The 18,251-nt window shown below is 48.5% G+C and carries 15 protein-coding genes; 5 read left to right on the top strand and 10 right to left on the bottom strand.

What is annotated here, in order from left to right; all coding sequences use genetic code 11:
* The first annotated feature begins 13 nt into the window (after positions 1 to 13).
* From argR to OOK74_RS01575, 5 genes are all read left to right on the top strand, one after another.
* Positions 14 to 484, top strand: a complete 471-nt coding sequence (gene argR / locus OOK74_RS01595; protein WP_274723476.1) for a transcriptional regulator ArgR — start codon at positions 14 to 16, stop codon at positions 482 to 484.
* A 324-nt stretch (positions 485 to 808) separates the two neighbouring features.
* On the top strand, positions 809 to 1,777 hold the full coding sequence (locus OOK74_RS01590; protein ID WP_274723477.1) for a TAXI family TRAP transporter solute-binding subunit: 969 nt from the start codon (positions 809 to 811) through the stop codon (positions 1,775 to 1,777).
* A gap of 308 nt (positions 1,778 to 2,085) precedes the next feature.
* Positions 2,086 to 4,668 carry a TRAP transporter permease gene (locus OOK74_RS01585; RefSeq protein WP_278182987.1) on the top strand — a complete coding sequence of 861 codons (2,583 nt, stop codon included), beginning with the start codon at positions 2,086 to 2,088 and terminating at the stop codon, positions 4,666 to 4,668.
* Positions 4,669 to 4,757: 89 nt separating this feature from the next.
* On the top strand, positions 4,758 to 5,195 hold the full coding sequence (locus OOK74_RS01580; protein ID WP_274723479.1) for a universal stress protein: 438 nt from the start codon (positions 4,758 to 4,760) through the stop codon (positions 5,193 to 5,195).
* Between the two features lie 149 nt (positions 5,196 to 5,344).
* Positions 5,345 to 5,728 carry a DUF2061 domain-containing protein gene (locus OOK74_RS01575; RefSeq protein ID WP_274723480.1) on the top strand — a complete coding sequence of 128 codons (384 nt, stop codon included), beginning with the start codon at positions 5,345 to 5,347 and terminating at the stop codon, positions 5,726 to 5,728.
* Positions 5,729 to 5,916: 188 nt separating this feature from the next.
* On the opposite strand, the gene OOK74_RS01570 is transcribed toward OOK74_RS01575, so the two are convergent.
* The 10 genes from OOK74_RS01570 to OOK74_RS01525 all read right to left on the bottom strand — a co-directional run bounded on the left by OOK74_RS01570 (position 5,917) and on the right by OOK74_RS01525 (position 18,186).
* Positions 5,917 to 6,732: a glycosyl hydrolase 2 galactose-binding domain-containing protein gene (locus OOK74_RS01570; RefSeq protein WP_278182986.1), complete on the bottom strand. Its 816-nt coding sequence runs from the start codon at positions 6,730 to 6,732 to the stop codon at positions 5,917 to 5,919.
* Between the two features lie 146 nt (positions 6,733 to 6,878).
* On the bottom strand, positions 6,879 to 7,301 hold the full coding sequence (gene rraB, locus OOK74_RS01565; RefSeq protein ID WP_274723482.1) for a ribonuclease E inhibitor RraB: 423 nt from the start codon (positions 7,299 to 7,301) through the stop codon (positions 6,879 to 6,881).
* Positions 7,302 to 7,507: 206 nt separating this feature from the next.
* Entirely contained in the window at positions 7,508 to 8,953 is a 1,446-nt protein-coding gene (gene tldD / locus OOK74_RS01560; RefSeq protein ID WP_274723483.1) for a metalloprotease TldD, read from the bottom strand.
* Complete coding sequence (locus OOK74_RS01555) at positions 8,934 to 9,776, bottom strand: carbon-nitrogen hydrolase family protein (RefSeq protein ID WP_278182985.1); 843 nt, start codon at positions 9,774 to 9,776, stop codon at positions 8,934 to 8,936. Before OOK74_RS01555 ends, tldD begins: the two co-directional genes overlap by 20 nt.
* Positions 9,777 to 9,784: 8 nt before the next feature.
* The gene (locus tag OOK74_RS01550; protein WP_278182984.1) at positions 9,785 to 13,660 is read right to left on the bottom strand and encodes a YhdP family protein; all 3,876 of its coding nucleotides are present in this window, start codon (positions 13,658 to 13,660) and stop codon (positions 9,785 to 9,787) included.
* An 8-nt stretch (positions 13,661 to 13,668) separates the two neighbouring features.
* Positions 13,669 to 15,138, bottom strand: a complete 1,470-nt coding sequence (gene rng / locus OOK74_RS01545; protein ID WP_166013751.1) for a ribonuclease G — start codon at positions 15,136 to 15,138, stop codon at positions 13,669 to 13,671.
* A 25-nt stretch (positions 15,139 to 15,163) separates the two neighbouring features.
* Positions 15,164 to 15,664 (bottom strand): Maf family protein, encoded by a 501-nt coding sequence (locus OOK74_RS01540; RefSeq protein WP_274723510.1) that lies wholly within the window; start codon positions 15,662 to 15,664, stop codon positions 15,164 to 15,166.
* Positions 15,665 to 15,723: 59 nt separating this feature from the next.
* Complete coding sequence (gene mreD / locus OOK74_RS01535) at positions 15,724 to 16,212, bottom strand: rod shape-determining protein MreD (protein ID WP_278182983.1); 489 nt, start codon at positions 16,210 to 16,212, stop codon at positions 15,724 to 15,726.
* Positions 16,199 to 17,086 (bottom strand): rod shape-determining protein MreC, encoded by an 888-nt coding sequence (gene mreC, locus OOK74_RS01530; protein WP_274723487.1) that lies wholly within the window; start codon positions 17,084 to 17,086, stop codon positions 16,199 to 16,201. Before mreC ends, mreD begins: the two co-directional genes overlap by 14 nt.
* Positions 17,087 to 17,142: 56 nt before the next feature.
* The gene (locus tag OOK74_RS01525; protein ID WP_000473772.1) at positions 17,143 to 18,186 is read right to left on the bottom strand and encodes a rod shape-determining protein; all 1,044 of its coding nucleotides are present in this window, start codon (positions 18,184 to 18,186) and stop codon (positions 17,143 to 17,145) included.
* Positions 18,187 to 18,251: the final 65 nt, after the last annotated feature.

Here is an 18,251-nt window from a genome sequence, read left to right as displayed (position 1 = left end):
ATTAAGAAGAATCATGCGTAACGTAGATAAACAAGATAACCTAGTTCGAGCCTTCAAAGCCCTATTAAAAGAAGAACGTTTTGGCTCACAAGGCGATATTGTCGAAGCGCTGAAAAATGAAGGCTTTGAAAATATCAATCAATCCAAAGTATCACGTATGTTAACCAAATTTGGTGCGGTACGTACTCGCAACGCCAAGATGGAGATGGTCTACTGCTTACCCGCTGAACTGGGTGTACCGACGGTGAGCAGCTCACTACGCGAGCTGGTGCTGGATGTCGATTACAACAATGCCTTAGTAGTGATCCGAACGGGCCCTGGCGCTGCACAATTGATCGCACGTTTACTCGATTCATTAGGCAAATCAGAAGGTATTCTTGGCGTGGTCGCTGGTGATGACACCATTTTCATCACCCCAACAATTGATGTTCCGGTGCAAGAGTTATTCCGTTCAGTGTGTGAACTGTTCGAATACGCAGGCTAGCGCACTGCTTACTGAACCGATGATTTTGGTCACCTTTTGCCATGTGACCAAAATCACATCTTAGGAACATTCTCGCTTAGCGACAAGATTCCATAACCACATGAAATAAAACAATTATAACTGCAATTCATGGCCTATTTTGCTCACCAATAAATACGTTAATCGCCCGCTAATTCTTAACAACAATGTAATTCTCGGTAGTTTTTTTGGTATGCTGCCAGAGCATTAGCACGATTTTGGTCGCATAACGCAAGGTTTCTCAGGCAGGAAAGCTATCGCCATGCGGCACTTGGGGATATATCACCAATCAAGGAAGGGAAATTCATGTCACTCACTCATATCATCAAACTTGGCGCAATCGCTGCCACAGTTATCGGCTCAGGGATCGCCTGCGCACAAGATTTTATTACCATAGGTACAGGTTCAGTCACTGGGGTCTATTACCCAACGGGTGGCGCGATCTGTCGATTGGTCAACAAGGATCGTAAAGATCACAACATTCGTTGTTCGGTAGAGTCTACAGGCGGTTCAATCTACAACGTCAATACTATTCGCTCTGGTGAGTTAGATTTCGGGATTGTTCAATCCGACTGGCAGTATCATGGCTATAACGGTACCAGTGAACTCTCCGAGCAAGGCCCATACAAAAAATTACGCGCGGTATTCTCACTGCACACCGAACCGTTCAATATCATTGCTCGTGCGGATTCTGGCATTGAAAATGTCAAAGATCTGGCCGGTAAACGAGTAAATATTGGTAACCCTGGCTCTGGCGATCGCGCCACCATGCAAGTGGTGATGGATGCCTTTGGATGGACCAATAACAGCTTTAAACTCGCAGCAGAATTGAAAGGTTCTGAGCGCTCACAAGCACTGTGTGATAATAAGATTGATGCCTTTATTTACATGGTTGGTCACCCGAATGGATCGATCAAAGAAGCCGCAACCTCTTGTGGCGCAAAATTAGTACCCGCCACTGGTCCTGAAATCGAAAAAATCGTCGCGAATAACCCTTACTATGCTTACACCGAAGTGCCAGCGGGTATGTACAACGGTACCGATCAAGCAGTGAAAAGTTTTGGGGTTGCCGCTACCTTAGTCACCAGCGAAGATGTCTCTGAAGCGGTGGTGTACAACGTGACCAAAGCGGTGTTTGACAACTTCGATACCTTTATTCGTCTACACCCAGCGTTTGCCAACCTGAAAAAAGAGGACATGGTCACGGCGGGTAACTCGATCCCGCTCCACCCTGGCGCGATTAAATATTACAAAGAAGTTGGGTTGCTGAAGTAATCCTTTACGGTGGTGGCCGATGGCAATCGAACACCACCTTTCACCGACATAATTTCAATAAAAAAGAGGAGGCGATCGCCTCCTCATTAGCATCACGTTTTGTTTTGGTGCTGCAGCTTTTCGGTACTATACCCAAACAACTTGGAGTGACAGGTAGGCGGCAAGTGAGTGAGTCCCCATGAGCATAGGCAAACTATGTGATTGGGGGGAACAAACGTAGCCAACACCGCTGCAGCTTCAAGTAGCAAGGGGATACATCACCGTGCCGATCATAAGCTTATGGAAGATCAAGAATAAGGATAAGGTGCATGATGCAAACGACAACACCGTCACCAGAGGTGCAACAAATGGTGGCACAAGCCGAAACCGGAGCCAGAGCTCCACGAGGCTTCGCCGGAAAAGTGCTGTGGTTGGTACTACTGAGTTGGTCGCTGTTCCAACTTTGGTACGCGTCACCGCTGCCGTTTATCTTCAATATTGGCATCCTCAACGATACCCAAGCGCGATCGATTCATTTAACTTTTGCGGTGTTTCTCGCTTTCACTGCCTACCCTGCGATGAAGCACTCACCGCGCGATCATATCCCGTGGATCGATTGGCTTTTAGCGCTAGCCGGCAGTTTCTCCGCCGCTTACATCTATTTGTTTTACAGCCAATTAGCCGGCCGTTCTGGCGCACCAACCTCATGGGATGTACTGACGGCGGGAGTCGGAATGTTACTGCTGCTGGAAGCCACTCGCCGCGCGTTAGGCCCACCGCTGATGATGGTGGCGGCCCTGTTTTTATGCTACACCTTTTTTGGCCCTTATATGCCGGATGTGGTCGCGCATAAAGGAGCCAGCTTGAATAAAGCGATGTCACATTTATGGCTAACCACCGAAGGGGTATTTGGCGTCGCTCTCGGGGTCTCAACTTCGTTTGTTTTTCTGTTTGTGCTGTTTGGCGCCATGCTCGAACGAGCTGGCGCTGGGGCTTATTTTATTAAAGTCGCATTTTCAATGCTCGGCCATATGCGTGGTGGCCCTGCTAAAGCAGCAGTGGTTGCCTCCGGCCTGTCTGGCTTAGTCTCAGGATCTTCAATTGCCAACGTGGTGACCACGGGCACCTTTACCATTCCATTGATGAAACGCGTTGGATTTCCTGGCAGTAAGGCAGGGGCGGTCGAAGTGGCGGCCTCAACCAATGGCCAGCTCACCCCACCTATCATGGGTGCTGCCGCTTTCTTAATGGTGGAATATGTCGGTATTTCTTATGTCGAAGTGATCAAAGCCGCCATTCTACCGGCGCTGATCTCCTACATCGCGCTGATTTACATCGTGCACCTCGAAGCATGTAAAGCGCAGATGCAAGGTCTACCACGCCTTCATCAATCCACACTCACCGAAAAACTGCTCGCATTGAGCGCCACGATCCTCGGCTTATGCCTCATTAGCGGCTTAGTTTACTACGGCATTGGCTGGACCAAACAAGCCTTTGGCGCGGCGGCAACACCGCTGCTAGCCATCGTATTGCTCATCACCTATGTCGGGCTAGTCAAAATCTCTGCGCCTTATGCCCAGCAAGGCTTAGCTCTTGATGAGGATTTACAGTTCGTCCCCGATGTCGCTCCCACGCTCAAATCAGGTCTGCACTACTTGTTACCGATTGTGGTTTTAGTGTGGTGCTTAATGGTCGAACGCTTCTCTCCAGGCTTATCGGCATTCTGGGCCAGCATGTTTATGGTGTTCATTCTACTCACCCAGCGTCCACTAATGGCACTATTTAACCGCACCGGTAAGCTAACTGCCGCGGCTAAGCAAGGCATCAGCGATTTATTAGAAAGCTTGGTCTCTGGTGCTCGTAATATGATTGGGATCGGAGTGGCAACCGCGGCGGCGGGAACCGTGGTTGGCGTGGTCACGCTCACCGGGATTGGACTGGTAATGACCGATTTTGTTGAATTTATCTCTGGTGGCAATCTGCTGTTGATGCTGCTTTTTACCGCCGTGATCAGTTTGATTTTAGGTATGGGCCTGCCAACCACCGCCAACTACATCGTGGTTTCAACCTTGATGGCCCCAGTGATTGTGACCTTAGGCGCTGAGCATGGTTTGATCATTCCACTGATCGCCGTACATCTGTTTGTGTTCTATTTCGGGATTTTGGCCGATGATACGCCGCCGGTCGGCTTAGCGGCTTTTGCCGCAGCAGCGATAGCCAAATCCGATCCGATCCGCACTGGTATTCAAGGCTTTACTTACGACATTCGCACCGCAATCCTGCCATTTATGTTTGTGTTTAACACTCAACTACTGCTGATGGGAATCCATAGTTGGTGGCATTTGTTACTGACGATTATCTCCTCGATCACTGCGATGTTGCTGTTTTCCGCCGCGACGCAAGGCTGGTGGCTAACCAAAACCAAATGGTGGGAAGTGATCGCCTTGCTGGTGCTGACCTTTAGTTTCTTCCGCCCTGGCTTCTGGTGGGACATGATCTATCCAGCTCAAGTGATGTATGCCGGTACCAAATTAGAGCAAATTGTCGAGCAAGCACCAGTGGGTCAACCGATACGTCTGGTGGTGGCGGGTGAAAATATTAAAGGTGAATACAGTTCTAAAACCGTGCAACTCCCGTTTGACGATCGCGCAGTTGGCGCACCGCAGCGGATCGCCTCAATGGGACTGACTCTGATTAACCAGAAAAATCGCATGCTGGTAGAAATGGTCGAATTTGGCAGTCCAGCGGAAGCGGCAGGCATCGACTTTGATTGGGAAATTCGCTCAGTGGTGGTCGCCAGTGATCGCCCAATGAAAGAGTGGGTCTTTATTCCAGCACTATTACTGACAATGCTGCTCGCATGGAATCAAAAACGGCGGCTAAAGCGGCAGGATCAGCAGCAATATGCCTGAATCTGATCACCTAACCAGCTAATTCATTAGCGCAGCCCGATCTTGGCAGCCAAAGCGACCAAGATCGGCCATAAACCATAGAGAGTGCCATGTATAAACATATTCTTGTACCAGTGGATTTGAATGAACAAGGCTTTGCCGATAAAGCGCTGCAACTTGCTCTTTGGCACGCTAAACATGCTAATGCCGAACTGCACTTACTCAACGTATTACCTGGCATTCATATGTCGATGGTGGCAACCTATTTTCCCAAAGATGCCGCAGCACAGATGAAGCATGATGTGTATAACCAACTCAAAGCGTTTGCTGAACAGCATATTGAGCCGTCACAGCATTACCAGCTGCATATCGCGGAAGGAAAACCTTACACCACTATTCTCGATTACGCTGAGCGTTTAGGCGTGGATCTGATTGTCATGCCAAGCCACAAGCGCTCACGAATTGATAAAGTTATGCTCGGATCCGTAGCGAGCAAAGTGGTTGAGCACTCCCCCGTCAATGTGTTGGTCGTCAAGCCACAAGGTTAAATCACACCGAATGTCACGGCTTAATCAAGGCGCAATATGCGCCTTTTTTATTGATCAAAACCTATCAGATTGATTGGTTTTTCCACCTTGAATTAATGAGAATAGTTATCAATAATTATTACATCACTCAACATCAGGTGGATGAGATTATGAAAAAGACCTTAAGTTTTGCCGCCATACATTTTACCATCGCATTTACGGTCGCCTATCTACTGACCGGTGATGTGCTACTGGGTAGCTTAATTGCAATGTTAGAGCCGATGGTCAATACCGTTGCCTTCTATTTCCACGAAAAAACTTGGTTAAACTCGGTCACTTTACAGCGCTTTGCAGCGGATACCCGCATCAAAACCATCAGCTTTGCCGCTATTCACTTTACAGTTGCGTTTGGGGTAGCTTATTTATTGACCGGCAGTTGGTTGGTGGGTGGAGTGATGGCGATGATTGAGCCTAGCATCAATACTTGTGCCTATTACTTGCACGAAAAAGTTTGGCAAACTAAACATGCTCGGCATTTAGGCTGCTCGCATTAAATCACACGAACAGGTTTTATACCCAAATAACTTGGAGCCGCAGGTAGGCGGCAAGTGAGTGCTCATGAGCATAGGCAAACGATGTGATTGGGGTGAACGAACCTAACCAACACCATTGTAGCTTCAAGTAGGAAGGGGATATCAGGCTATCGGGTTGATAGCCTTAATCGAGATGCAAACGTGCATCGTTATAACGGAAAATGGCTCACACAATGCGCTTCACTTAACGCCAGTTGAAAATGCTGGGTTTGCCCATCGAGCTGCACGGAGATCGAATACAGATCTTGTGCATTAGGCTGAGCTTGATCATAAATTTTCGGTGCATCGACTTGAAATAGTACGCTGGCATGATTGCTACGCATATCAATTGGCACTTGATAAGTACGCCCATCAAATTTAACTGCCGCTGCCACCAGCCCTGAGGCATAAGTGGTAAAAAACAGGTTGACCAACAACTCACAGCCGCCATGATGCCAAACTTGTTCAGTAGAAACATGGGTTAGGCGCAAATGACGCAAACCTTGTAAGTAAGGCGCTTGCCAGATCCCAACACGCGGATCATGAACTAAGGGCTGATGCTCAACAAAGCTGGCTGGCTGATCCAAACGACATTGCGCCGCAACCGGTTCATCCAACAACGACTCATCATCGGCGTGTAAAAACAAAATTTCAAATCGGTTACGCCCCAACTGTAACCATTGGCGAATCTCTTTACGATATACCGCTTGTGAGCCGTCACAGTCAAACAGTGCCACGCCGTTCAGACGAACCTCGGCATAGTGTTCAATCCCAGCTAATACCACATCAATCGCCACAAAGCTCAGTAGCGCCTCATCAACCTCAATATCATGCATCAAATGCCACTCTTGCTGAACGATCTCGGTCTCGCTGCAGGTAGCGGGTAACACAAGACTTAACGGAGCAGGAAACGTAATATCATCTTGGGGGATAGAGAGATCCGTCAGTGGGGAAAGTTGCCAAGGGCCGGCGAGAGAGAATTGCATAGCGTTCCAATTGCGGTTGATTTGCTTGTATTATACCCGAAGTTTAATCGATTGCCGCGCCGATGTGGCACAGCCATTACCGCCCACAGCAAGCTATCTCAGTCAAAAAAATACCAGCCATGCGGCTGGTATCAGTGATTTGAAACTTAATTCTCATCATCTTCATCTTGGTCTTCATCACCAAACAGAGCGTCTTCGCCCTCATAGTAGGTGCCCCAACCGTCGTAAATAATATCGAACTTCTCGGCGAGATTAACCAGTTTGGCCACTTGTTCATCGATAAGATTCGCATCCAACGCCGTTTGCATCATGGCATCAAAACACAGCAGTTTATTGCCATCTTCATCTTCGGTTTCTTCCGCTTCAACCACTTCGAAGCCCATTTTGAACGCTTCTACTGCCGCTTGCTCTAGCTTATCGAACTCTTCGGCAAACAGATGGTGCTCGATCTCATATAAGGCATCTGGATCACTGCCATCTTCAAGCAGCGCTTGAATAATATCGCGCGTCTCTTCCTTTTGAATCTCGATTAACTCTTCTACCGATAAATAATCATCTTGGTGAGACATAATGTGCTCCAGATAGTAAAAAGGATCAAAAATTTGTGCGGCGCACTATCGCATGGATTGATGCGAATTTCTAGCCGCATTTATCCGCAAACCCCATGAAGTTGCAGATGAACAACAAGTAAATAAGCCTAGATAAACAATGTGATTAGGGCCAGATCACCTAGCCCACACCAACACTACTTCAAGGTGAACGGTTATCGTAAAAGCTATTCGGTACCACCCACCGTCAATGAATCCAATTTAAGCGTCGGTTGACCAACCCCGACCGGCACACTTTGCCCAGCTTTGCCGCACACACCAACCCCGCGATCAAGGGCAAGATCATTACCCACCATCGACACCTGTTGCATCGCTTCAATGCCGGAACCAATTAACGTGGCTCCTTTGATTGGACGGGTAATTTTGCCATTTTCAATCAAGTAAGCTTCCGATGCCGAAAACACGAACTTACCGGAGGTGATATCCACCTGCCCACCACCAAAGTTCGGTGCATAAATGCCTTTTTTGACCGAGGCGATGATCTCTTCTGGCGTGTGCTGACCGGGCAGCATGTAAGTATTGGTCATACGTGGCATCGGCAAATGCGCGTAAGACTCACGACGACCATTCCCCGTAGGGGCAACGCCCATCAAGCGCGCATTGAGCTTATCTTGGAGATACCCTTGCAAAATACCGTTTTTGATCAACACATTATATTGCCCACTCACCCCTTCATCATCGACATTGAGTGAGCCGCGCAGATCTTTGAGCGTGCCATCATCGACAATAGTACATAGATCAGAGGTGACTTTTTGCCCAACTTTGCCCGCAAAAACTGACGAGCCTTTACGGTTGAAATCACCTTCTAGTCCGTGACCGACCGCTTCATGCAGCAGCACCCCCGGCCAACCGGAGCCTAATACGACCGGCATAGTGCCAGCAGGAGCCGCCACCGCTTCAAGATTGACCAACGCTTGGCGGATCGCTTCATCGGCAAAAGCAAACGCAATGGATTTTCCCGCTTGCTGTGATAAGAAATAGTCGTAACCAAAACGGCCACCACCACCAGCGCTACCACGCTCACGGCGATCGCCTTTTTGCGCCAACACACTAATCGATAAGCGCACCAAGGGGCGAATATCGCCAGCGTAAGTACCATCGGTCGCAGCAACCAGCATCTGCTCATGTACACCACTTAAGCTAATCGACACTTCAGTGATCAACGGCTCTTTGCTGCGAATATAAGCATCAAGCTGTTGTAGCAATTCGGTTTTTTGCTGCTTATGCCAGCTTTCCAGCGGATTCTCTGCCTGATAAAACTGCGGATTTGGCCCACGTTTGAACGCTTGGACCGTTAAATTCTGCCCTTGCTGAGCAATACCGCGCGCCGCAATCGCGCTCTGTTTCAGTCCTTCTAACTGAATTTGATCCGCATAAGCAAAACCGGTTTTTTCACCACTGACGGCACGCACCCCAACGCCACAATCAATATTGAATGAGCCATCTTTAATAATGCTGTCTTCCAGCACCAGCGATTCATGCCAGCTGGATTGAAAATAGATATCCGCATAATCAATCTGGCGAGTCGCAATACTGGACAGCGTAGCGGCAATATCTTGTTCACTCAGCCCAGCAGGGGTGAGCAGTGCCGTTTCAATTTGGTTGATCGTCATCAGTGTTCTCTATTAATTGATGGGTAAAACGCGTGTGCTGAGTGATCGGCATCGTGCATCTTACAGAATCGAGTGTCGCGAGATCGAACTCTACCACTTTACTGTGTGCCGCAGCACCTAAATCAGCAATCACTTCACCCCATGGACTAATCACCATCGAATGACCCCAGGTTTCTCGCCCACAAGGGTGGCGGCCGGTCTGCCCCACTGCGATTACCCAACATTGATTTTCAATCGCTCGGGCGCGCAGCAACACTTGCCAATGCGCTTGACCGGTCACCGCGGTGAAAGCCGCAGGAACCAATAAAACCTGCGCCCCTTGACGACGTAACTCGTGGTACAAGTGCGGAAACCGCACATCATAACAAATTGATAAGCCCAGTTGACCAAATGGCGTTGGCGCGACCACCACTTGTTGCCCCGGGGTAAAGGTTTCAGATTCACGATAATGCTGGTGATCATCGGCAACATCCACATCAAACATATGCAGTTTGTCGTAAACCGCCACGCATTCACCTTGTGCATTCCACAGCAGACAACTGGTGGTAACCCCGTTGGCACGGCGAATTGGCATACTGCCGATCAGCAGCCATACCTCATACTGTTTCGCTAAAGCGGCTACAGCCTGCTGGATTGGACCATTGCCTAGCGGTTCGGCTTGCTGATGATATTGCTCACGCCGACCAAACAGCAGTGCATTTTCCGGGGTCACTATCCACTGTGCACCTTGTCTGGCCAGCCGTTCAACCTGCTGGTGCAGATAACCCAGATTATCACTGACCTCTGATCCTGAGGTCATTTGAACCAGACCAACCCGTTGCATAAATTTCCCTATTTCGCCAAGTTACGTAGCGTTTCTGGCAACTTAAATTCACCTTTACTACGCGAAAGCTCTTTCACGGTCGGTGAATCGAGCGGCCCTTGTACTTGATAATTGACCTGAGTAAACACTTCCACTACGGGTGAAATCACTGTAGTAATGGCCAGCACATACAGCGCAGTTTGTGGTGTTACCGCAAAAGCGGTGAGCACTGGGATCCCGGAGGTAATATCCGGCACGAAGTTAACTTCAGCATCTACCGTACGGGAGTTAAGATCGGCCAAGCCTTTGATCTTCATCTCTCCCGCCGTAGCATCCATTTTAATGTTATTGGTGACAAATACCCCTTGTGCAATGTCACCGCTGCCGGTTATCGAATTAAACGCCATCCCTTTATCAAATACATCGCTAAAATCGAGCTGCATTTTGCGTAAAATCGAATCTAGGCTAAATAACCCCAGCAATCTTGCCGCGCCACCGACATCGGAAATCACCCCTTTACCAAGCTTAGTCTCTACTTTGCCCTGTAGGGTATGGATCTGCATTGACCACGGTGCACCATCCCATTGGGTGTTGGCCTTGATCTCAAACGGGGCACGTTGGATCCCGGAGTTAATTCCAAACCGTGCCATCAGATCGCTGTTGTTATCCCCTTGCATATCCAAATTCATTTGCGTATGACTGGTTTTTTCGGTCAATGTCCAAGTACCATTCACGTGCAATTGGTTAGCCCCACTGGTGAAGTCAATACTCTTCCACAGCAGCGTATCCCCTTGGCGCTGAAAATCGACACTGGCTTGACCAATTTTATAGCCCTGCAACCAAAAATCCTTGATGGTCAGGGTCAAGTTCGGCATCAGTTGATGGAACTGGCGGTCAAAATCTGAGATCAGCGGTAACTTCTGCCGTTCAACATCAACCAGCAGCCGCTCTTTATCTAACTCCAATTGAGGTAAAAACAGGTGTAAACGCTCCAAGGCAATCGTTAAATCGTAGGGTTCAAGGTAGTTGGCTTGACCTTTGATCTCTTGGCTATCGAGCTCAAGCAGCCAGCCAAGATCTTTACGCCGCGCATTGAAATCAACATCATGCCACTCTAAACCCGCAAGGGTCAGATCGCTGACCGATGCTTCAATTCGTTCTGGCATCGGTATGGTTGGGGTATTTAAACTGGCCAGCTTAGATGGTGCCGTTTTCACTGCAGATTGTTCGCTGAGAATGGCTAACCACTTATCAAGATTAAAACTTTGACTGCGCAGTTGAACATGGTGTCCTACCACTGGGCTGATTTTAAAACTCCCTTGGCCCAGCACTAAATTGGTCGCTTTTAACTCTGGAACCGCTGGGGTCAAGTCAATTTCTGCCTGATATTTTGCTTGGGGTAATTGCAGCCTTGCCGATACCATTTCTTGGTTACCAGAGGCTTGCAATAACGCTTGCCCCTTAGCTTTGAGCGCTTTGTTGAGTGGAAATGGGTAGCGACTTTCTAACCGTCTCAGATCCGCTTTGCCATCCAGTTGATAGGTAAAGCCCACATCATTAAGCTGAATATCGACACTAGCCTGCCAAGGCGCATGGCCTTTAATTCGGCTCAACCACTGTTCGCCAACCAACGGGCGCAGCGGTTTAACTTCCCAATCACCGAGCAGATCAATATTGACTGCATAACCCCGTTTAGCCTCTTCCCCTTTAAAATCAATCGATACTGGTTGATTGAGTAAGCGCGCTTGCAGACCCGCAGCACTGACTCGGTCATTATCAAATTCAATTTTTCCAGAGACCGCTTCTAAGCTCATGGGTGGAGTCTCAATATCCACCGCATTATCGGCTAGCTCAGCAAAGCCCCAAGCTCGCGGCTCAGCTCCGCTATGAAACGGAATATTGAGCTGAAATTGTGATCGCACCGGACCTTTGATCTGAATCGTGGTCAATGCTGCCCCCACCGAATCCACTAAAGGGGTCGCCATCATATAATCGCGGATCGCATTACCTTGTTTGGCACTGGCAATCGCTTCAATTTCGATGTGTCCGAATTCGGCCAACTCTGGGATCCGACCGGTGACCCGCTCAGCGCTCACCTCCATCAAGGTCGCCGCGCGCGAGTCCAAATGCATCGCCGCATTTTCAAACAGCAAATCCAGCTGCAAATCGGTGATCGCAGGCCAAGCAGTATCAAAGGCAAATTTGGCCTGTTTTAAACCGACCCACGCCTGAAAAATACCGTTATTCTTTTGATAAGGAAATTGGTCGAGCGCACCATACCACACCAGTTTTGCCGTATTGACCCGCCCCGCTTGAATCGCACTTGAGAGATAATCGGTCAGTGATTGACCAAGTGCCAAGGTCGGCAGATAACGCCAAGTTTCGCCAGCATTGAACAGATCCGCTTCAAGGTAGAAAGAGAGAAATGGGCTTGCCTGATTTGGAAAATCGAGGCGAAACTCGCCAATTGCCTGCAAATCTGGGGTAGCCACGGTAACTTTATCCGCCCACAGCGACCAACCGTGTTGCCCCTGCTGCCAAACAATATCCACCTCACCTTGGCGAATATTGAGTGGCGCTTGAAAAACTTCGCCATACTCTAGAACATCATCGACCAAAGTGGCCTGTACTCGTGCCTCACTCAGCGAGCCTTGGATCTGTGCTTGCAGGAAATTCACTTGCGGCAGTAAATCCCACTGCGCCATACCACCATCACTAAGCGTCGCGGAATAGCGTAACGACTCCAAGGTTTGGCGTTTAGCAATTCGCACATCTTCCAACACGCCTTTGGGTTGTAGCGTCGCTAACCAGTGGTTGAGTGTGGTCGATTCAGGGATCAGTTTAGCCAGCGGTAATAAGCTCTCAATATTAAGCTGCGAGAGATTGAGCCGCCACTGCTGTGGCTGCCAATCGAGCGCCATATCCATCACTGGCCACGGTTGATCATCACTGCGCAAGCGTAGTGAGTGGGCATTCACTTGCCAACCCGATTCGCTCGGAGTTAATTGCACAATGCCTGATTCAAGCAGCAGTTCATGTTGCTGCTCGCCGTTATGCCATAGTAATTCGGAAGGTTTCAGTTCCAGATAGCCATCGACAGGACGACTGCGCTCTAAACTTGCCCACGCATGAAAACTAAGCTGACCTTTTTGAATCCCAGTTTGATCTTTCAGATAGCGAGTCAACCAAGGCAACACGCGGACTTTATCGGCACTGGCATAGAAATCGCCGGAAATATCACGCAGTGAACCGTGATCGATAAAATTAGCACTCACTAACAAGGAGTTAATGTTAGTGCCAGCAATGCTGACTTCACCTTCGGCAAAATGACGCTGGCCACTATTTTGCCAACGCAATTTTTCAATATCCAACTGACGCAAATCGCCAGCGAAGGTACGATAGAGAATCGCTGAATTTTTGAGAGTGAAATCATCCAATTGGCGCAGTAATAAATCATCCAACTGCTGAATTCCACGCCCTTGCGCTGACTGTTCAGGATTGGCATTTTGCTGTAACGCGAGCCAATCAATCGCCCGCAGATCAAGCACCATACCATTGATGGTGAGTTCAGCAATCACTGGCTGACGCTGCCACAGCGATTGCCACAGATCGAATTCAAGCTCAATACTGCTCGCATTGAGCTGAATATCATTACTATCCGGCCAGTGGACTTGTAGGGTTTGCAAAGATAGCGAAGGATGAGTGTTACGCCAGTAACCCTGTACATCAGCAATTGCCAGTTGTACTGACGAGTTTTGGTTCAACCAATCTTGGATCTCAGCTTGAAAACGGTTCATCTGCGGCAAGCAAATACGCAGCGCAGTGACCGCCAAAGCGAGCACAATCAGCAGGCTGACCAGCAGCCACATAAAAATCCGCCCAAAGCGGGTTACTGTCGAAATCACCCGATGCCCTACATCATCACTACGTCAAACTGTTCTTGACTGTAGAGCGGCTCGGCTTGGATCCGCACCGCCTTACCAATAAACACTTCCAATTCGGCCAATGCGTGTGACTCTTCACCTTGCAAGGTTTCCGCCACTGCCGGCGATGCATAAACCACAAATTGATCAGCATCGTAAGCGCGGTTGACGCGGGTAATTTCACGCAGAACCTCAAAGCACACCGTTTCCACTGTTTTAACACTGCCACGCCCTTCACAGGTTGGACAGCCAGAACAAAGCACGTGCTCAATACTTTCTCGGGTTCTTTTGCGCGTCATCTCCACCAACCCAAGCTGAGTAAAGCCATTGATGTTGGTTTTCACCCGATCTTTGATCAGTGCGGCTTCTAAAGAAGTTAGTACTCGCTTACGGTGCTCATCCGACGCCATATCAATAAAGTCGATAATGATGATGCCACCTAGATTGCGCAAACGCAGTTGCCGAGCAATCGCCTGAGTCGCTTCAACATTGGTGTTAAAAATCGTCTCTTCTAAATTGCGCCGCCCAACAAACGCTCCGGTGTTGATATCAATCGTGGTCATCGCCTCAGTTTGATCAATGATCAGATAACCGCCAGATTTGAGTTCGACTTTACGTTCGAGGGAACGTTGGATCTCATTTTCGGTATCGTACATATCAAAAATCGGCTTATCGCCATGATAAAGATCGAGCTTAGCGGTCAGCTCTGGCACGTATTCCGAAGTAAACTCTTTGAGATTTTCGAACTCTTGCCGCGAATCCACCAAAATTTTGGTAATTTCGGTGCCGACAAAATCGCGTAAGATACGCTGTGCCAAGCCGAGTTCGCCATACAACATTGAACGGTTTTTGTATTTACCACGTCGTTCAATGACTTTTGACCACAAACGCTTAAGAAACACCGCATCCTGAGTCAGCTCTTTTTCGTTCGCACCTTCAGCGGCAGTACGAATAATGAATCCACCATGCTCATCACAATAGTGGGAAACAATTTTCTTTAACCGTTCACGCTCAACTTCGCTTTCAATGCGCTGCGAAACACCAACATGACTGGCTCCCGGCATAAACACTAGGTAACGAGAAGGTAGGGTAATATCGGTGGTTAAACGTGCGCCTTTAGTGCCGAGCGGATCTTTCACCACTTGGACGACGATATCTTGACCTTGGCGCACTAACTCAGAAATATCACGTACTTGAAACTGTTGCTTCTCACTTTCCGCGACACATTCGGTGTGCGGAACGATATCTGAGGCGTGTAAAAATGCCGCTTTATCCAGACCAATATCAACAAATGCCGCTTGCATACCCGGTAGTACCCGGCTGACTTTGCCTTTGTAAATATTGCCGACGAGGCCGCGTTTCGCTTCACGTTCAATATGAATTTCCTGAAGGAGTCCTCCTTCAATCATCGCCACGCGCGTTTCACTCGGGGTGATGTTTAACAGCAACTCTGCACTCATGAGCGCACCTCAATGATTAATATGATTAGAATTTGTGCAGAAGCTGGTCAGTTTCGTAGAGTGGCAATCCCACTACCGCATGGTAATTGCCTTCAATCCTAGTAACAAATCGTCCACCCAATCCCTGGATACCGTAACTGCCAGCTTTATCGCAGGGCTCACCACTTTGCCAATAAGCTTGTATTTCTGGTTCTGACAAAGTTTTAAACCACACATTAGTGATGACCACCACCGAATGGGTGACACCATTTTGCGCTACGCTCACCGCGGTCAATACCTGGTGTTGACTGCCCGAGAGTAGCCGTAACATACGTTGCGCATCGGCGAAATCACGTGGTTTTTCGAGCACTTGGTGATCTTTAACCACTATCGTATCAGCACCGATCACCAATGCTCCCGCTTCCACCAACGCCGCACCAGCTAATGCTTTATCGCGTGATAGCCGCTCAACATACTGGGCTGGCGACTCTGCTGCGCTACGTATTTCTTCGACATCAGGCTGCACAATCTCAAACTGATAGCCGATCTGGGCTAACAATTCACGCCGCCTTGGCGAAGCCGAGGCTAGAACTAATTTTGAACTTATCATTTAACATGCCAATGGCGTCGAACCCGGCGCAGTAATAAAAACATCCACGGCCAAAGTATACAGGCGACAACACTACTCCACAGTGATAAGGGGTTGAATGTCACGTCTTGGATCATATATTCGCCACAAAAAATCAACGTTTCCAAGCCAGCCGATAGTAAGCCAATCACTATCGCTTGTTGCCAAAGTGCCATATTACGCAGCACTAAAAAGTTCATCGCCACCAGATAGATGATGATCGCCATCATCATGCCACGGATCCCTAATGTTGAACCGAGCAGCAGATCCCACAGTAATCCAATCACCAAAGCACTACCCACATTAACTCGGTACGGTAGTGCCAGCACCCAGTAACAGCACACCAGTAGCAACCAAGGCGGACGAAATAGGTCTAACATTCCCGGCCATGGTATGGTTTGTAAAATCAGCGCTAATAAAAATGAGATAACGATGACCATGCGGCCTTTAATATCACTGCTGATCATGGCTCTCTTCCTCTAATAACTGCGGATCAGCCTGCATGACTTTCTGCAAACGATCTTCGTTTGGCCAGATGAGTAGCAAATAACGTAAGCGATCAAAATCCACCACTGGCTTAGCTTTGATCGAAGCAAATTCGCGGCGAGTATCTTTATCGACTTGCGAGACAATCGCTACCGGATACCCTTCTGGATAAACCCCACCCAAACCGGAGGTAACCAGCATATCACCAACTTCAATATCGGTACTGGTCGCAATATGCTCCAGTTGGATCTGATCGATTTGTCCGTTACCCGAAGCGATCACTCGAATGTCATTGCGAATATTCTGCACTGGGATCGCGGTATTCGGATCGATCAGCAACAAGACTCGGCTATTATGTGCGGCCACAAACGTGACCTGACCGACAATGCCTTTTTCGTTAATGATCGGCTGACCTTCATATACCCCGTCGGCGCGACCTTTATCGATCACCACCTGATAACGATAAGGCGTGGTATCGACCGCCATCACTTCTGCCACCACTTTTTTTTCATCACGTGAAAATGATGAGCCAAGCAACTTTCGTAACCGTTGGTTCTCTTCTTTGTACTGTTCTAGCAGCAACAAATCACTTTTTAGGGTCAACACTTCTCGTTTCAAACGTTGGCTATTTTCCCGTAACAACTGATGCGAGCTGACACTATCATAAAAATCATCAAACAGTACCCGCGGTAAATCCGCGGCATACTGGATCGGTGCAACTAGACTATTGAGCAGAAAGCGCACATGAGAGAATGCACCTAAACGACTATCAGCCAGCATAAGGCTGGCTGATAGCATAACTGCAAAAAATAGCCGCAGCTGCAGAGAGGGTCCTCGACCAAAGATAGGCTTCATGCAATAACCGTCCTAGCGCTGAGCAAAGTGCCATGCAGTGGGCACGACACTATGGTTTATTCTTCGCTAAACAGATCGCCACCGTGCATGTCGATCATTTCTAAAGCTTTACCACCACCACGAGCAACGCAAGTCAGTGGATCATCGGCAATCACTACGGGAATACCAGTTTCTTCCATCAGCAAACGATCGAGATCTTTTAGTAGCGCACCACCACCGGTCAGCACCATGCCATTTTCAGAAATGTCAGAAGCCAACTCTGGTGGGCATTGCTCTAATGCCACCATCACCGCAGAGACAATCCCGGTCAGAGGTTCTTGCAGCGCTTCAAGAATTTCATTGGAGTTCAGGGTAAAGCTACGTGGTACACCTTCCGCTAGGTTACGACCACGCACTTCAATTTCTTGCACGTCATCGCCCGGATACGCAGAACCAATCTCGTGTTTGATTTTTTCTGCGGTCGCTTCACCAATTAAGCTACCGTAATTACGGCGCACATAATTAATAATCGCTTCATCAAAGCGATCACCACCGATACGAACTGATGATGAGTAAACCACGCCATTTAGCGAGATCACCGCTACTTCAGTGGTACCACCACCAATATCAATCACCATAGAACCGGTTGGCTCAGAAACACGCAGACCAGCACCAATCGCTGCGGCCATTGGCTCATCAATTAGGTACACTTCACGTGCACCCGCACCGAGTGCCGATTCACGGATCGCACGACGCTCAACTTGAGTTGAACCACAAGGCACACACACTAAAACTCGTGGGCTTGGTTTCAACACGCTGTTGTCATGTACTTGACGAATAAAATGCTGCAGCATTTTTTCAGTGACATAGAAATCAGCAATCACACCATCTTTCATTGGTCGAATGGCTGAAATATTGCCAGGAGTTCGACCGAGCATTTGCTTGGCAGCGTGCCCCACAGCAGCAACGGTTTTACCGCCACGGCCTTTGTCTTGACGGATAGCAACGACAGAAGGTTCATCAAGAACAATCCCCTGTCCTTTAACATAAATAAGTGTATTGGCGGTGCCTAAATCGATCGATAGGTCGTTAGAAAACATGCCACGAAGTTTTTTGAACATATTCTTCGTTCGTCCTGCAAGAAATGAGAAGATAAAAATTGCACTAAATGTACCAACGCCTTGCC

Origin of the sequence: Vibrio misgurnus, assembly GCF_029635775.1 — a bacterium.
GTDB lineage: Bacteria > Pseudomonadota > Gammaproteobacteria > Enterobacterales > Vibrionaceae > Vibrio > Vibrio chanodichtyis.
The sequence above is the reverse complement of the archived record's forward strand: the minus strand, read 5'-3'. Positions and strand labels throughout refer to the sequence as shown.

Bases quoted from the DNA above. Each gene is read 5' to 3' on its own strand.
- OOK74_RS01580 (WP_274723479.1), top strand. From the start codon at position 4,758: ATGTATAAACATATTCTTGTACCAGTGGATTTGAATGAACAAGGCTTT.
- OOK74_RS01525 (WP_000473772.1), bottom strand. From the start codon at position 18,186: ATGTTCAAAAAACTTCGTGGCATGTTTTCTAACGACCTATCGATCGAT.
- OOK74_RS01570 (WP_278182986.1), bottom strand. From the start codon at position 6,732: ATGCAATTCTCTCTCGCCGGCCCTTGGCAACTTTCCCCACTGACGGAT.
- tldD (WP_274723483.1), bottom strand. From the start codon at position 8,953: ATGACGATCAACCAAATTGAAACGGCACTGCTCACCCCTGCTGGGCTG.
- mreC (WP_274723487.1), bottom strand. From the start codon at position 17,086: ATGAAGCCTATCTTTGGTCGAGGACCCTCTCTGCAGCTGCGGCTATTT.
- rraB (WP_274723482.1), bottom strand. From the start codon at position 7,301: ATGTCTCACCAAGATGATTATTTATCGGTAGAAGAGTTAATCGAGATT.
- OOK74_RS01585 (WP_278182987.1), top strand. From the start codon at position 2,086: ATGATGCAAACGACAACACCGTCACCAGAGGTGCAACAAATGGTGGCA.
- mreD (WP_278182983.1), bottom strand. From the start codon at position 16,212: ATGATCAGCAGTGATATTAAAGGCCGCATGGTCATCGTTATCTCATTT.
- OOK74_RS01575 (WP_274723480.1), top strand. From the start codon at position 5,345: ATGAAAAAGACCTTAAGTTTTGCCGCCATACATTTTACCATCGCATTT.
- rng (WP_166013751.1), bottom strand. From the start codon at position 15,138: ATGAGTGCAGAGTTGCTGTTAAACATCACCCCGAGTGAAACGCGCGTG.
- argR (WP_274723476.1), top strand. From the start codon at position 14: ATGCGTAACGTAGATAAACAAGATAACCTAGTTCGAGCCTTCAAAGCC.
- OOK74_RS01555 (WP_278182985.1), bottom strand. From the start codon at position 9,776: ATGCAACGGGTTGGTCTGGTTCAAATGACCTCAGGATCAGAGGTCAGT.
- OOK74_RS01590 (WP_274723477.1), top strand. From the start codon at position 809: ATGTCACTCACTCATATCATCAAACTTGGCGCAATCGCTGCCACAGTT.